This window comes from Paracoccus sp. TD-10 (assembly GCF_048270675.1).
GTDB lineage: Bacteria > Pseudomonadota > Alphaproteobacteria > Rhodobacterales > Rhodobacteraceae > Paracoccus > Paracoccus pantotrophus.
In genome coordinates this window covers 1,018,447-1,032,789 of the sequence record NZ_CP182419.1, presented here as the reverse complement: position 1 = coordinate 1,032,789, position 14,343 = coordinate 1,018,447, and the positions used below count along the sequence as shown (strand labels likewise).

12 protein-coding genes are annotated in these 14,343 nt (G+C 67.1%); 11 read left to right on the top strand and 1 reads right to left on the bottom strand.

The features are described from left to right. Positions 1-5: 5 nt before the first annotated feature. The 7 genes from bhcC to ACNKFW_RS16035 all read left to right on the top strand — a co-directional run bounded on the left by bhcC (position 6) and on the right by ACNKFW_RS16035 (position 7,515). On the top strand, positions 6-1,169 hold the full coding sequence (gene bhcC / locus ACNKFW_RS16065) for a 3-hydroxy-D-aspartate aldolase BhcC (protein WP_024844790.1): 1,164 nt from the start codon (positions 6-8) through the stop codon (positions 1,167-1,169). Continuing rightward, on the top strand, positions 1,169-2,131 hold the full coding sequence (bhcD, locus tag ACNKFW_RS16060; RefSeq protein ID WP_147428862.1) for an iminosuccinate reductase BhcD: 963 nt from the start codon (positions 1,169-1,171) through the stop codon (positions 2,129-2,131). The genes bhcC and bhcD overlap by 1 nt, the downstream gene beginning before the upstream one ends. 36 nt (positions 2,132-2,167) lie before the next feature. Beyond that, a complete protein-coding gene (locus ACNKFW_RS16055; protein WP_024844792.1) occupies positions 2,168-3,649 on the top strand; it encodes a nucleobase:cation symporter-2 family protein in 1,482 nt (493 codons plus the stop codon). After that, positions 3,649-4,992 (top strand): 8-oxoguanine deaminase, encoded by a 1,344-nt coding sequence (locus ACNKFW_RS16050; RefSeq protein ID WP_024844793.1) that lies wholly within the window; start codon positions 3,649-3,651, stop codon positions 4,990-4,992. The genes ACNKFW_RS16055 and ACNKFW_RS16050 overlap by 1 nt, the downstream gene beginning before the upstream one ends. Positions 4,993-5,008: 16 nt before the next feature. Next, positions 5,009-5,359 carry a hydroxyisourate hydrolase gene (gene uraH, locus ACNKFW_RS16045; protein ID WP_024844794.1) on the top strand — a complete coding sequence of 117 codons (351 nt, stop codon included), beginning with the start codon at positions 5,009-5,011 and terminating at the stop codon, positions 5,357-5,359. Between the two features lie 204 nt (positions 5,360-5,563). Then, positions 5,564-6,811 carry a urate hydroxylase PuuD gene (locus ACNKFW_RS16040; RefSeq protein ID WP_024844795.1) on the top strand — a complete coding sequence of 416 codons (1,248 nt, stop codon included), beginning with the start codon at positions 5,564-5,566 and terminating at the stop codon, positions 6,809-6,811. A 71-nt stretch (positions 6,812-6,882) separates the two neighbouring features. Beyond that, entirely contained in the window at positions 6,883-7,515 is a 633-nt protein-coding gene (locus tag ACNKFW_RS16035) for a LysE family translocator (RefSeq protein WP_147428861.1), read from the top strand. 6 nt (positions 7,516-7,521) lie between these two features. Here ACNKFW_RS16035 and ACNKFW_RS16030 read toward each other — a convergent pair whose 3' ends face one another. After that, the gene (locus tag ACNKFW_RS16030; RefSeq protein WP_024844797.1) at positions 7,522-8,418 is read right to left on the bottom strand and encodes a LysR family transcriptional regulator; all 897 of its coding nucleotides are present in this window, start codon (positions 8,416-8,418) and stop codon (positions 7,522-7,524) included. A 118-nt stretch (positions 8,419-8,536) separates the two neighbouring features. Between ACNKFW_RS16030 and xdhA the strand changes: the two genes are divergently transcribed. From xdhA to guaD, 4 genes are read left to right on the top strand one after another with little or no spacing between them, the layout of a single operon-like run. Beyond that, a complete protein-coding gene (xdhA, locus tag ACNKFW_RS16025; RefSeq protein WP_147428860.1) occupies positions 8,537-9,982 on the top strand; it encodes a xanthine dehydrogenase small subunit in 1,446 nt (481 codons plus the stop codon). Further along, positions 9,979-12,291 carry a xanthine dehydrogenase molybdopterin binding subunit gene (gene xdhB / locus ACNKFW_RS16020; RefSeq protein ID WP_147428859.1) on the top strand — a complete coding sequence of 771 codons (2,313 nt, stop codon included), beginning with the start codon at positions 9,979-9,981 and terminating at the stop codon, positions 12,289-12,291. Before xdhA ends, xdhB begins: the two co-directional genes overlap by 4 nt. Beyond that, complete coding sequence (xdhC, locus tag ACNKFW_RS16015) at positions 12,288-13,031, top strand: xanthine dehydrogenase accessory protein XdhC (RefSeq protein ID WP_024844800.1); 744 nt, start codon at positions 12,288-12,290, stop codon at positions 13,029-13,031. The genes xdhB and xdhC overlap by 4 nt, the downstream gene beginning before the upstream one ends. Continuing rightward, positions 13,019-14,296 carry a guanine deaminase gene (gene guaD / locus ACNKFW_RS16010; protein WP_147428858.1) on the top strand — a complete coding sequence of 426 codons (1,278 nt, stop codon included), beginning with the start codon at positions 13,019-13,021 and terminating at the stop codon, positions 14,294-14,296. The genes xdhC and guaD overlap by 13 nt, the downstream gene beginning before the upstream one ends. The last annotated feature ends 47 nt before the right edge of the window (positions 14,297-14,343 follow it).

The following is a 14,343-nucleotide window of genomic DNA, read 5'->3' as shown; positions in this document are numbered from 1 at the left end:
GTGCCATGAACGCGAAAACGGATTTCTCCGGCTACGAGGTCGGCTACGACATTCCCGCCCTGCCCGGCATGGACGAGAGCGAGATCCAGACGCCCTGCCTGATCCTCGACCTGGACGCGCTGGAGCGCAACGTCAGGAAGATGGGCGACTATGCCAAGGCCCACGGCATGCGCCACCGCAGCCACGGCAAGATGCACAAGTCGGTGGACGTGCAGAAGCTGCAGGAGTCGCTGGGCGGCGCCGTCGGCGTCTGCTGCCAGAAGGTCAGCGAGGCCGAGGTCTTTGCCCGCGGCGGCATCAAGGACGTGCTGGTCACCAACGAGGTGCGCGAGCCGGCCAAGATCGACCGCCTGGCCCGGCTGCCCAAGCTGGGCGCCACGGTGACGGTCTGCGTCGATGACCTGGCCAATATCGCCGACCTCTCGGCCGCCGCGCAGCGCCACGGCACCGAGCTCGGCATCTTCGTCGAGATCGATTGCGGCGCCGGCCGCTGCGGCGTGACCACCAAGGAAGCCGTGGTCGAGATCGCCAAGGCCGCCGATGCCGCCCCGAACCTGACCTTCAAGGGCATCCAGGCCTATCAGGGCGCCATGCAGCACATGGACAGCTTCGAGGACCGCAAGGCCAAACTGGACGCCGCCATCGCCCAGGTGAAGGAAGCCGTCGACGCGCTGGAGGCCGAGGGGCTCAAGCCCGAATTCGTCTCGGGCGGCGGCACGGGGTCCTATTATTTCGAAAGCAATTCGGGCGTTTACAACGAATTGCAATGCGGCAGCTACGCCTTCATGGATGCCGATTATGGCCGCATCCACGATGCCGAGGGCAAGCGCATCGACCAGGGCGAATGGGAGAACGCGCTGTTCATCCTGACCTCGGTGATGAGCCACGCCAAGCCGCATCTGGCGGTGGTCGATGCCGGCCTCAAGGCGCAGTCGGTCGATAGCGGCCTGCCCTTCGTCTATGGCCGCGACGACGTGAAATACATCAAGTGCAGCGACGAGCACGGCGTGGTCGAGGACAAGGACGGCGTCCTGAAGGTCAACGACAAGCTGCGGCTGGTGCCGGGCCATTGCGACCCGACCTGCAACGTCCATGACTGGTATGTCGGCGTGCGGAACGGCAAGGTCGAGACGGTCTGGCCGGTCTCGGCGCGCGGGAAGGGCTACTGATGCTCGTCGTCGCCGAAAAGGAAATCGCGGGTCTGATGACCCCCGAGGCGGCCTTCGAGGCCATCGAGGCGGTCTTCGCCTCGATGGCCCGGCGCAAGGCCTACAACTTTCCCGTGGTGCGCGAGGCCATCGGCCATGAGGACGCGCTCTACGGCTTCAAGGGCGGCTTCGACGCCTCGGCCCTGACGCTGGGGCTGAAGGCCGGCGGCTACTGGCCGAACAACCAGAAGCACAACCTGATCAACCACCAGTCCACCGTGTTCCTGTTCGACCCGGATACCGGCCGGGTCTCGGCGGCGGTGGGCGGCAACCTGCTGACGGCGCTGCGCACGGCGGCGGCCTCGGCCGTGTCGATCAAGTATCTGGCGCCCAAGGGCGCCAAGGTGCTGGGCATGATCGGCGCCGGCCACCAGTCCGCCTTCCAGATGCGGGCGGCGGCCAATGTGCACCGGTTCGAAAAGGTCATCGGCTGGAACCCGCATCCCGAGATGCTGTCGCGCCTTGCCGATACCGCGGCCGAACTGGGCCTGCCCTTCGAGGCGGTCGAGCTGGACCGGCTCGGGGCCGAGGCCGATGTGATCATCTCGATCACCTCGTCCTTCTCGCCCCTCTTGTTGAACGAGCATGTCAAGGGCCCGACGCATATCGCGGCCATGGGCACCGACACCAAGGGCAAGCAGGAACTGGACCCGGCGCTGGTCGCGCGCGCCCGGGTCTTCACCGACGAGGTCGCGCAGTCGGTCAGCATCGGCGAATGCCAGCACGCCATCGCCTCGGGCCTGATCCGCGAGGATCAGATCGGCGAACTCGGCGCCGTCGTCGCGGGCGACGATCCGGGCCGCGGGGATGCCGAGGTCACGATCTTCGACGGCACCGGCGTCGGGTTGCAGGATCTGGCGGTCGCGCAAAAAGTCCTCGAAATCGCAAAACAAGAAGGACTGGCGCAAGAAGTCGAGATTTAACGGATAACGTCCTGAAACTAGGGAGGTATAGGACGAATGCAAGCCATCGACACCAGCCCCGGCTTTGACCCGGTCGAGGAGCGCATCGCCGCGCCTCGACTGCTGGCCCTGGGCTTCCAGCATGTTCTGGTCATGTATGCCGGCGCCATCGCGGTGCCGCTGATCGTGGGCCGCGCCCTGCAGCTTTCGCCGCAGGACGTGGCCTTCCTGATTTCCGCCGACCTGTTCGTCTGCGGCATCGTCACCATCATCCAGAGCTTTGGCGCCACGCAATGGTTCGGCATCCGCCTGCCGGTGATGATGGGCGTGACCTTCGCCGCCGTCGGGCCGATGGTCGCCATCGCCTCGTCCAATCCGGGACAGGAGGGGGCGCGGATGATGTTCGGCGCCATCATGGCCGCCGGGCTCATCTCGATCTTCTTCGCGCCACTGGTCAGCCGGCTGTTGCGCTTTTTCCCCAGCGTCGTCACCGGCACGGTGATCCTGGTGATCGGCGTCAGCCTGATGCCGGTGGGCATCAACTGGATCTTCGGCCTGCCGGTCGGCCCGACCGCGCCGCAACTGGTCGATCCCGCCGCCCAGGCCTGGCTGGAGGCCGCCCGCACCGCCGGCGACGTCCCGGAAAGCGTCAAGCTGATGCCGACCGTGCCCAACCCGGAATACGCCTCGCTGTCGCGCATCCTGATCGGCATCACCGTGCTGGCCGCGATCCTGCTGATCGCCCGCTATGCCAGGGGCTTCGTCGCCAATATCGCAGTGCTGCTCGGCATCATCATCGGCGGGCTGCTGGCCGCGGCCATGGGCATGATGCATTTCGAGGGCATCGCCGAGGCCGCCTGGTTCGCCCCGATCAAGCCGCTGCATTTCGGCATGCCGATCTTTGACCCGGTGATGATCCTGACCATGCTTCTGGTCATGTTCGTGACCATGATCGAATCGACCGGCATGTTCCTGGCGCTTTCCGACATCTGCGGCCGCCGGATGACGCCCAAGGCGCTGTCGGCCGGGCTGCGCGTGGACGGGCTGGGCACCGCGATCGGCGGGCTGTTCAATACCTTCCCCTATACCTCCTTCAGCCAGAATGTCGGGCTGGTCGGCGTGACCGGCGTGCGCTCGCGCTTCGTCTGCGTGGCGGGCGGCGCGATCATGATCGTGCTGGGCTTGATCCCCAAGATGGGCGCGCTGGTCGAATCGCTGCCGACCACGGTGCTGGGCGGCGCGGGGCTGGTGATGTTCGGCATGGTCGCCGCGACCGGCATCCGCATCCTCTCGACGGTGGATTTCAAGGGCAACAAGCACAACCTGTTCATCGTCGCCGTCTCGCTGGGCCTCGGCATGGTGCCGATGATCGCGCCCGATTTCAACCAGTGGTTGCCGCATTCGCTGCACACGTTGATCCATTCCGGCATCCTGCTGGCCGCTGTGGCCGCAGTTCTGCTGAACTGGTTCTTCAACGGCGCCCCGCATGCCAGCGACGAGGAAATCGCCGCCGCAGCCCACGCCGCCGAGGCGCATTGATGACGAAACGCCTGCTCATCAGGGGCGCCGAAGTGGTGGTCACCATGGACGGCGCCCGGCGCGAGATCGCAGGCGGGGACATCCTGATCGACGGCGGGGTCATCTCCGCCGTCGGCCCGGGTCTTTCCGCCGAAGGCGCCGAGATCGTCGAGGCCGGGGGCTGCGTCGTCACCCCCGGCTTCGTCAACACCCATCACCACCTGTTCCAGACCCTGACCCGCGCCGTCCCGGCCGCGCAGGATGCGGCGCTGTTCGGCTGGCTGCGCACCCTCTATCCGATCTGGGGCCGCATGACCCCCGAGGACATCCGGCTCTCCACCCGGATCGGCCTGGCCGAACTGGCGCTCTCGGGCTGCACCTGCTCCTCGGACCACCTCTACCTGTTCCCGAACGGGGCGCGGCTCGACGACAGCATCGAGGCGGCCGCGGAAATCGGCATCCGCTTCACCGCCACCCGCGGCGCCATGTCGATCGGCGAGTCCAAGGGCGGCCTGCCCCCCGACGCACTGGTCGAGGACGAGGCCGCGATCCTCAAGGACAGCGAGCGCCTGGTCGCGGCCTTCCACGATCCGAATCCCGGCGCCATGGTGCAGGTGGGTCTCGCCCCCTGCTCGCCCTTCTCGGTCAGCCGGGAACTCATGCGCGACGCGGCCATCCTCGCCCGCGAAAAGGGCGTGCGGCTGCACACCCACCTGGCGGAAAACGACGAGGACATCGCCTATTCGCTGGAAAACTTCGGCATGCTGCCCGGCGACTATGCCGAAAGCCTGGGCTGGACCGGTGAGGATGTCTGGCACGCCCATTGCGTGAAACTGTCGGAGAAGGAAATCGACCTCTTCGCCCGCACCGGCACCGGGGTCGCGCATTGTCCCTGCTCGAACGCGCGGCTTGCCTCGGGCATCGCCCCGGTGCGCCGGATGCGCGACGCGGGCGTGCCGGTGGGCTTGGGCGTCGACGGCTCGGCCAGCAACGATTGCAGCCATCTGGGGCTCGAGGCGCGCCAGGCCATGCTGGTCGCCCGCCTCAAGGACGGCCCCGCCGCCCTGGGCGCGCGCGAGGCGCTGGAGATCGCCACGCTCGGCGGCGCCCGGGTTCTGGGCCGCAGCGACATCGGCGCACTCGAGCCCGGCAAACGCGCCGACCTGGTCCTGTGGGACGTCTCGGAGCTGCCGGCCGCCGGAGAATGGGATCCGGTGGCGGCGCTGGTTTTTTGCGCCCCGATCCGCCCGCGCGCGGTCTATGTGGAAGGTCGCCTCGTGGTGCAGGATCACCGCCTGCTGACCGCCGATGCGAATCGCCTGAACGAACAGGCCCGCGCCGCCATTGCCCGGCTCGCAGATTGACAAGGAAAGGAAGACAATGCCCGGTTATCTGACCACCCATGTGCTCGACACCGCCAACGGCACGCCCGCGGAAGGAATGCGGATCGAACTCTACCGCCTCGACCCCGAGCGCCGGCTGATCGCCGAAACCGTCACCAACCACGACGGCCGCACCGACAGGCACATCCTGCCCGAGGCGGAATTCCAGACCGGCGAATACGAACTGGTCTTCCATGTCGGCGCCTGGCTCGACGCCCAGGGGCACCAGGCGGCCAAGCCCCGCTTCCTCGACCAGGTGCCCCTGCGCTTCGGCATGTCGGAACAGGACCATTACCACGTGCCGCTGCTGATTTCGCCCTACGGCTTCTCGACCTATCGCGGCAGCTGAAGCACCGGCGCTTTTCTCCGTTTTCCAAATACCCTGGGGGTGAAAGGCCCCTGGGGCCTGAGGGGGCAAAGCCCCCTCTTTTTCGTTTCCGCAGGACCCGGCAAAAGATTTTCAACGCATCGTTAAGACAGCAAGGGGAAATGCGTTAATACTCGCAACCCCGCGAAGCGGCTAGTCTTTCCCCAGCTAGACAGGAGACAGAACATGTCCGATTTCGCCGTCATGTGGGATTGGCTCGCCTTTGCCATCCGCTGGACGCATGTCGTCACCGCCATCTGCTGGATCGGCTCGTCCTTCTATTTCGTCGCCCTCGACCTGGGGTTGCGCAAGGTGCCCGGCCTGCCGCCCGGCGCGCATGGCGAGGAATGGCAGGTCCATGGCGGCGGCTTCTACCACATCCAGAAATACCTGGTCGCGCCCGAGCGGATGCCCGAGCATCTGATCTGGTTCAAATGGGAAAGCTACATGACCTGGATCTCGGGGGCGGCGCTCCTGATGGTCACCTATTGGGTCGGCTCCGAGCTGTTCCTGATCGACCCCGCCAAGATGGAGCTGGCGCCCTGGCAGGCCATCCTGATCTCGGCCGGCTCGCTGTCGATCGGCTGGCTGATCTATACCAACCTGTGCAAGTCCAGGCTGGGCGAGACCCCGACCCTGCTGATGCTGATCCTGTTCGTGCTGCTGATGGTCATGGGCTGGGCCTATAACCAGGTCTTCACCGGCCGCGCGGTCATGCTGCATCTGGGCGCCTTCACCGCCACGATCATGACGGCGAACGTGTTCTTCATCATCATGCCGAACCAGCGCATCGTCGTCGCCGACCTCAAGGCCGGGCGTCCCGCCGATCCGAAATACGGCAAGATCGCCAAGCTGCGCTCGACGCATAACAACTACCTGACCCTGCCGGTCGTCTTCCTGATGCTGTCGAACCACTATCCGCTGGCCTTCGCGACGGAATACAACTGGGTGATCGCCGGGCTGGTCTTCCTGATGGGCGTGACCATCCGCCACTTCTTCAACACCATGCATGCCGGCGGCGGCATGAAATGGTGGACCTGGGCGGTGACGACGATCCTGTTCATCATCGTCATGTGGCTTTCGACCGCGCCGATGTTCCGCCAGACGCTCGAGGAGGCCGAGGCGCGCGTCCTGACGCCTTCGCAGCAGGCGATGGTCGAGGCGCCCGGCTGGGAGGACGCCTATAACGCGGTGATGGGCCGCTGCTCGATGTGCCATGCCAGGGAGCCCTCTTACGAGGGCATCCACACCGCGCCCAAGGGCGTCTTGCTGGAAACCCCCGACGACATCACCCGCGCCGCGCGCGAGATCTTCATCCAGGCCGGCGTGACCGATGCCATGCCGCCCGCCAATGTCAGCTTCATGGAGCCGCAGGAACGCCAGGCGATCATCGACTGGTATCGCAGCCTGCCCAAGACCCTGGCGTCGAACTGAGACGGGGCGCTTGAGCCTGCCATACCGCCGCCCTATGCTCGGGGCGGCCTTGTCATGTCCAGGAGCGCCCCTTGCCCGCCACCGTCCAGCTTCTGGCCTTTGCCGCCATCGCGCTTGGCATGGTGCTCACGCCGGGACCGAACATGGTCTATCTGGTCTCGCGCGCGATCTGCCAGGGCCCGCGGGCGGGCCTGATCTCGCTGGCCGGCGTGGCATCCGGCTTCGTCTTCTACATGCTTTGCGCGGCCTTCGGCATCACTGCTCTCGTGCTGGCCGTGCCCTATGCCTATGACGCGCTGCGCATCGCCGGCGCGGGCTATCTACTGTGGTTGGCCTGGCAGGCGGTGCGGCCCGCGGGGCGCTCGGTCTTCCAGTTGCGCGACCTGCCACCGGACAGCCCGCGCCGGCTGTTCGCCATGGGTTTCCTCACCAACCTGCTGAACCCCAAGATCGCCGTAATGTACCTGTCGCTGCTGCCGCAATTCATCCGGCCCGAGGCGGGCAGCGTGCTGACGCAATCGCTGGCGCTCGGCACGGTGCAGATTGCCGTCAGCGTCAGCGTGAATGCGCTGATCGCGCTGGCGGCGGGCCAGATCGCCGTCATTCTGGCCAGACGCCCGGCATGGCTGCTGGTCCAGCGCGGGCTGATGGGCACGGTGCTGGCCGGGCTGGCCCTGCGCATGCTCACCGAGGCCCGGCGCTGAACCCGCTCAGGCAAACACCCCCCGCACCTCCCGCGCGATGAAATCGGCAAACAGCCGCACCTTGGGATCCTGCAGGCGGCGATGCGGCGTCAGCACGCCGAATTGCGAAGGGATCGGCGGGTAATCCGGCAGCACCTCGACCAGCCGGCCCGAGGCCAGATGCTCGGCCACCTCGTATCGCGGGCGGTTGACGATGCCCCTGCCCCCCAGCGCCCAGTTGCTCAGCACGTCGCCGTCATCGGCGTCGAACTTGCCGTTCACCAGCATTTTCTGCGGCCCCTCGGGGGTTTGCAGCACCCAGTAATATTCCGGGCTCCTCGGATAGCGCAGCAACAGGCAGTTATGCGCGGTCAGATCCTCGGGGCGCTCGGGGCGGCCGTGCTGCTCCAGGTAGTCGGGGGTCGCCACCAGCGCGCGCCGGCATTCCGCGATCCGCCGCCATTTCAGCGCCGAATCCTGCGGCTCGCCCAGGAAGAAGGCCAGGTCGATGCCGTCGGCGATGATGTCGACGTTGCGGTCCGACAGCCGCAGCCGCACCTCGACGCCGGGATACTCGTCGCAGAATTTCGGCACCAGGGGCGCGATCAGCCGCCGCCCCAGCCCCAGGGGCGCCGTCACCCGCAAGGCGCCATGCGGCATGCCGGAAAAGCCCGAGACCACCGCCTCGGCCTCGTCCAGCGTCTCGATCACCCGCCGGGCATTGTCGTAGAAGGCCCGCCCCACCTCGGTCGGCACCAGCTTGCGCGTGGTGCGGTTCAGAAGCCGCACCCCATAGCGCGTCTCCAGATCCTTGATCCGGTTCGAGGCGACGGCCGGCGACATGCGCAGGTCGCGCCCGCCGGCAGTGATCGAGCCCAGTTCGACCACCCGGACGAAGACCCGCAGACTTTCAAGATATGGCATGGATTCAACCCGCCTCTTTCAAGGAATCGCTGAAAGTCTTATGCTCAATCCGAGATTTCGCAAAGAGCAATTCGCATCTAGGCTTTTCCCATACCCAGCCATCCCGAGCGAGGACCGAATGGGCCACGAATTGCGCTTTCTTCTGAACAATACCGAGATCCGCCTGACCGAGGCGGGCTCGCGCGACACGCTGCTGGACTTCCTGCGGCTGAACCGCCGCCTGACCGGCACCAAGGAGGGCTGCGCCGAAGGCGATTGCGGCGCCTGCACGGTTCTGGTCGGCCGGCTGCATGAAGGCCGGCTGCATTACGAGCCGATCAACGCCTGCATCCGCTTCCTGGCGTCCTGCCACGGCTGCCATATCGTCACCGTCGAGCATCTGCGCGGCGCCGATGGCGGGCTGCACCCGGTCCAGGCCGCCATGGTCGAGCATCACGGCAGCCAATGCGGTTTCTGCACGCCGGGCTTCGTCATGGCGCTTTACGGGCTATGGATGCAGAACCCGCGCCCCGACATGCTGGCGATCGAGACCGCGCTGCAAGGCAATCTCTGCCGCTGCACCGGCTACGAGCCGATCGTGAAGGCCGCCTTCGCCGCCAGCGAGGCCGGCGGGCAGCACATGGACGCGCTGACCGTCGAGCGCGACCGCGTCGCCGCCGCCCTGCAAGCCATCCCGGCCGAGCGGGTCGAGGTCTCGCGCGGCGAGGACCGCGCCATCCTGCCGGCCGATGCCGCCGACCTGGCGCAGGTGCTGGCCGAGAACCCCAAGGCCACCATCGTCGCGGGCGCCACCGACGTGGGCCTGTGGGTGACGAAATTCCTGCGCGACATCTCTCCGGCCGTGTTCATCGGCCATCTGGCCGACCTCAAGCGGATCGAGATCGCCGAGGACCGGGTCACCATCGGCGCCGGCGTGACCTATACCGAGTTCGAGCCCTTCCTGCGCCAGCATTTCCCCGAGGCGGTGGATTACTGGCTGCGCATCGGCGGCTGGCAGGTCCGAAACGCCGGCACCATCGGCGGCAATGTCGCCAACGGCTCGCCCATCGGCGAGACGCCGCCCCTGCTGATCGCGCTGGGGGCCACGCTGCGGCTGCGCAGCGCCGGGGGCACCCGCGAATTGCCCATCGAGGATTACTTCATCGAATACGGCAAGCAGGACCGCCGCCCCGGCGAATTCGTCGAGGCGATCACCGTGCCGCTGAAGGGCGAGGCGAAGATCGCCGCCTACAAGGTCAGCAAGCGCCATCACGCCGACATCACCGCCTCGGCCGCCGCCTTCCGGGTGGAAACCGACGGCGCCACGATCATCGACGCCCGCGTCGCCTTCGGCGGCATGGCCGCGACGCCGAAACGCGCCCCCCAGGCCGAGGCGGCGCTGAAGGGCCAGCCCTTCACCGCCGAGACCTTCGAGGCCGCCGCGCGCGCGGTCGCGGGCGACTTCCAGCCGCTCAGCGATTGGCGGGCCAGCAAGGAATATCGCCAGCAACTCGCCGCCAACTTCTTCCGCCGCTTCTGGCTTGAACAGCAGGGCGCAGACCACCGCCTGAGGAGGGTCGAATGAAACAGGACGTTTTCGTCAAGGGCGCCGCCCATACCCCCATCATCCACGACTCGGCCGTGAAACATGTCACCGGCCAGGCCGATTACACCGACGACCTGCTGGAGCCGGTCGGCACGCTGTACGCCTATCTGGGCCTTTCCACCGTCGCGCATGGCCGCATCGTCTCGATGGATCTCGATGCAGTGCGCAAGGCCCCCGGCGTGCATCTGGTGCTGACCGCCGCGGACATTCCCGGCCATAACGACATCTCGCCCACCGGGCTGCACGACGAGCCGCTGCTGGCCGAGGACGAGGTGCAGTTCCATGGCCAGCCGATCTTTGCCGTGGTGGCCGAGACCCGCGACCAGGCCCGCCGCGCCTGCCAGCTGGCCCGCGTGGAATACGAGGAACTGCCCTTCGCCATCGACGCCATTTCGGCCCGCGACGCCGGGCTGGGCTATGTGACCAAGCCGCTGAAGCTCAAGCGCGGCGACATGGCCGAAATGGAGCGCGCGCCCCGCCGCATGTCCGGCCGGCTGACGGTCGGGGGGCAGGAGCATTTCTACCTGGAAAGCCAGATCGCCTTCTCGATCCCCGGCGAAGACGACGAGGTCACGGTCAACGTCTCGACCCAGCATCCCAGCGAGGTGCAGCACATGGTCGCCCATGTGCTGGGCGTGCCCTCGAACGCCGTGGTGGTGAACGTGCGCCGCATGGGCGGCGGCTTCGGCGGCAAGGAATCGCAGATGAACCCCTTCGCCTGCATCTCGGCGCTGGCGGCCAAGAAGCTCAAGCGCGCCGTCAAGCTGCGCCCCGACCGCGACGACGATTTCTCGATCACCGGCAAGCGCCACGATTTCGTCATCGACTACGAGGTGGGTTATGACGAGACCGGCAAGATCCACGCCGTCGACGCCGATTTCTACGCCCGCTGCGGCTTTTCCTCGGACCTCTCCGGGCCGGTGACCGACCGGGCGCTGTTCCATGCCGACAACGCCTATTACTACCCGGCGGTCGAGCTGCGCAGCCATCCGATGAAGACCAACACCTGCTCGAACACCGCCTTCCGCGGCTTCGGCGGCCCACAAGGGGTGGTCATGGCCGAGCGCATCGTCGAGGACATCGCCTATCAGCTCGGCCGCGACCCGCTGGAGATCCGCAAGCTGAACCTCTACCAGAACGGCCAGCTCACCCCCTATCACCAGGAGGTCGAGGACCAGATCCTGCCGCGCATCTTCGAGGAGCTGGAGGCCAGCAGCGACTACCACGCCCGCCGCCAGGCGGTGCTGGACTGGAACGCGCACGCCGAAAGCGAGGGCGGCGCGATCCGCAAGGGCATCGCCCTGACCCCGGTCAAGTTCGGCATCAGCTTCACCGCGACCTGGTACAACCAGGCCGGCGCGCTGATCCACATCTATTCCGACGGCTCGATCCACCTGAACCACGGCGGCACCGAGATGGGCCAGGGCCTGAACACCAAGGTCGCACAGGTGGTGGCCGAGGCGCTGGGGGTCAGCATCGACCGCATCAGGATCACCAAGACCACGACCGAGAAGGTGCCGAACACCTCGGCGACCGCGGCCTCGTCGGGCTCGGACCTGAACGGCATGGCGGCGCTGGACGCCTGCCGCCAGCTGATCGAGCGGCTGACCGCCTTCGCCGCCGAGGCCAAGGGCGTGCCGCCCGAACTGGTCAGCATCGGCGAGACGGTGCAGATCGGCCAGGAGGAAATGCCCTTCGCGGACTTCATCAAGACCGCCTATCTGGCGCGGATCCAGCTGTCGGCTGCGGGCTTCTACAAGACCCCCAAGATCCACTGGAACCGCGACACCGGGCAGGGCCGGCCGTTCTATTACTTCGCCTATGGCGCCGCCTGTTCCGAGGTCTCGGTCGACACGCTGACCGGCGAATACGTGATCGAGCGCGCCGACGTGCTGCACGACGTAGGCCGCAGCCTGAATCCCGCGCTCGACAAGGGCCAGGTCGAGGGCGCCTTCGTGCAGGGTACCGGCTGGCTGACCAGCGAGGAACTGTGGTGGGACCAGAAGGGCCGGCTGCGCACCCACGCGCCCTCGACCTACAAGATCCCGCTGGCCTCGGACCGGCCCAAGGTCTTCAACGTCGCGTTGGCCGACTGGTCGGTGAACCGCGAGGCGACGATCAAGCGGTCGAAAGCGGTGGGCGAGCCGCCCTTCATGCTGGGCATCTCGGTCTTCCAGGCGCTGAACATGGCGGTGGCGAGCTTCAACGGCTACCGCGAAAACCCGCGCATCGACGCCCCGGCCACCCCCGAGCGCGTGCTGATGGCCGTCGAGCGGCTGCGGCCATGATCCGGGTCGAGATCACCCGCACGCGCGGCTCCTCGCCGCGCGAGAAAGGGGCGGCGATGTTCGTCACCCCCGGCACGGTGCGGGGCACCATCGGCGGCGGCCAGCTGGAATACATGGCCATCGACCGCGCCCGGCAGATGCTGGCGCGCGGCGAGGCCGCCGCCCGCATGGACGTGCCCCTGGGCCCCGAGATCGGCCAATGCTGCGGCGGCCGGGTCGAGCTTGCCCTGACCCGCGTGGCCGAAGCCCCGGCCGGCCCCGAGCATCCGCAGGTGCTGATCTTCGGCGCCGGCCATGTCGGCCGGGCGCTCGCCAGGGCCCTGGCGCTCCTGCCGCTGCGCCCGGTCCTGATCGACCAGCGCGCAAGCGAACTGGCGCAAGCGACGGGCGAGACCCGCCTCACCCCCCTGCCCGAGGCCGAGATCCGCAAGGCCCCCTTCGGTACCAGCTACATCATCGTCACCCATGACCACGCGCTGGACTTCCTGCTGGCGGCCGAGGCGCTGCGCCGGATGGACGCACCCTATATCGGCATGATCGGCAGCCGGACGAAACTGGTGCAGTTCCGCCGCTTCGCCCGCGCCCAGGGGCTCGATACCGACCGGCTGACCTGTCCGATCGGCGCCGGCTGGTCGCGCGACAAGCGCCCCGAGGTCATCGCCGCCTTCACCGCCGCCGAAATCATCGGCCGCCTGACCGAAACCGTTTCACCGTTTGAAAAATACCCATGCGACAGCTGATCCGGGGGCGCACGCTCTCCTTCCACGCCGACCCCACCGAGACCGAGAACGCCTTCACCTATCACGAGGACGGCGCCATCATCACCGAGAACGGCAAGATCGCGGCCATCGGCGACTATGCCAGCCTGCGCGACCCCGCCCTGCCGGAGATCGACCACCGGCCGCACCTGATCCTGCCCGGCTTCATCGACACCCATATCCATTTCCCGCAGGTGCAGGTGATCGCCAGCTGGGGGGCGCAGCTGCTCGACTGGCTCAACACCTATACCTTCCCCGAGGAATCGCGTTTCGCCCAGCAGGGCCATGCGCCGCTGATGGCCGAGAGGTTCCTCGACCTGCTGCTTTCGCACGGCACCACCACCGCCGTCGCCTTCTGCTCGGTGCATCCGCAATCGGCCGAGGCGCTGTTCTCGGCCGCCGAGGCGCGGGGCATGGCGATGGTCGCCGGCAAGGTAATGATGGACCGCAATGCCCCCGAGGCGGTGCTCGACACCCCGCAACAGGGCTATGACGACAGCAAGCGGCTGATCGAAACATGGCACGGCCGCGGCCGCCTGCGCTATGCCATCACCCCGCGCTTCGCCATCACCTCGACGCCCGAGCAGATGGAGATGACCGGGCAGCTGGTGCGCGAACATCCCGATTGTCATATCCAGACGCATCTGTCCGAGAACAGGGACGAGATCGCCTTCACCCTCAGCCTCTATCCGCAGGCGCGCGACTATCTCGACATCTACGAGACCTACGGGCTCTTGTCCGAGAAGCTGCTGCTCGGCCATTCCATCCACCTGGAACCGCGCGAGATCGCCCGCATGGCCGAGACCGGCTCGCGCGCGGTATTCTGCCCGACCTCGAACCTGTTCCTGGGCTCGGGCCTTTTCGACGAGGCGGGCCTGCGCGCTGCGGGCGTGGTCAGCGGCATCGCCACCGATGTCGGCGGCGGCACCAGCTACTCGATGCTGCAGACCCTGAACGAGGGCTACAAGATCCTGCAGTTGCGCGGCCAGAAGCTGCATCCCTATGCCGCCTTCCACTGGGTGACGCGCGGCAATGCCCTGGCGCTCGGCATGGCCGACCGCATCGGCACGCTCGACCCCGGCAGCGATGCCGACCTGGTGGTGCTCGACAGCCGCGCCACGCCCGCGATGGCGCTGCGCATGGACCGGGCCGAGACCCTGGCCGAGGAGTTGTTCATCCTGCAGATCCTGGGCGACGACCGCGCCATCGCCCAGACCTATGTCGCCGGGAAACCGATGCTCGGGTGAGGTGGGGACTGGTTGCTGCAAAAGAAAGGATAAGCGTGCGCAAGCGA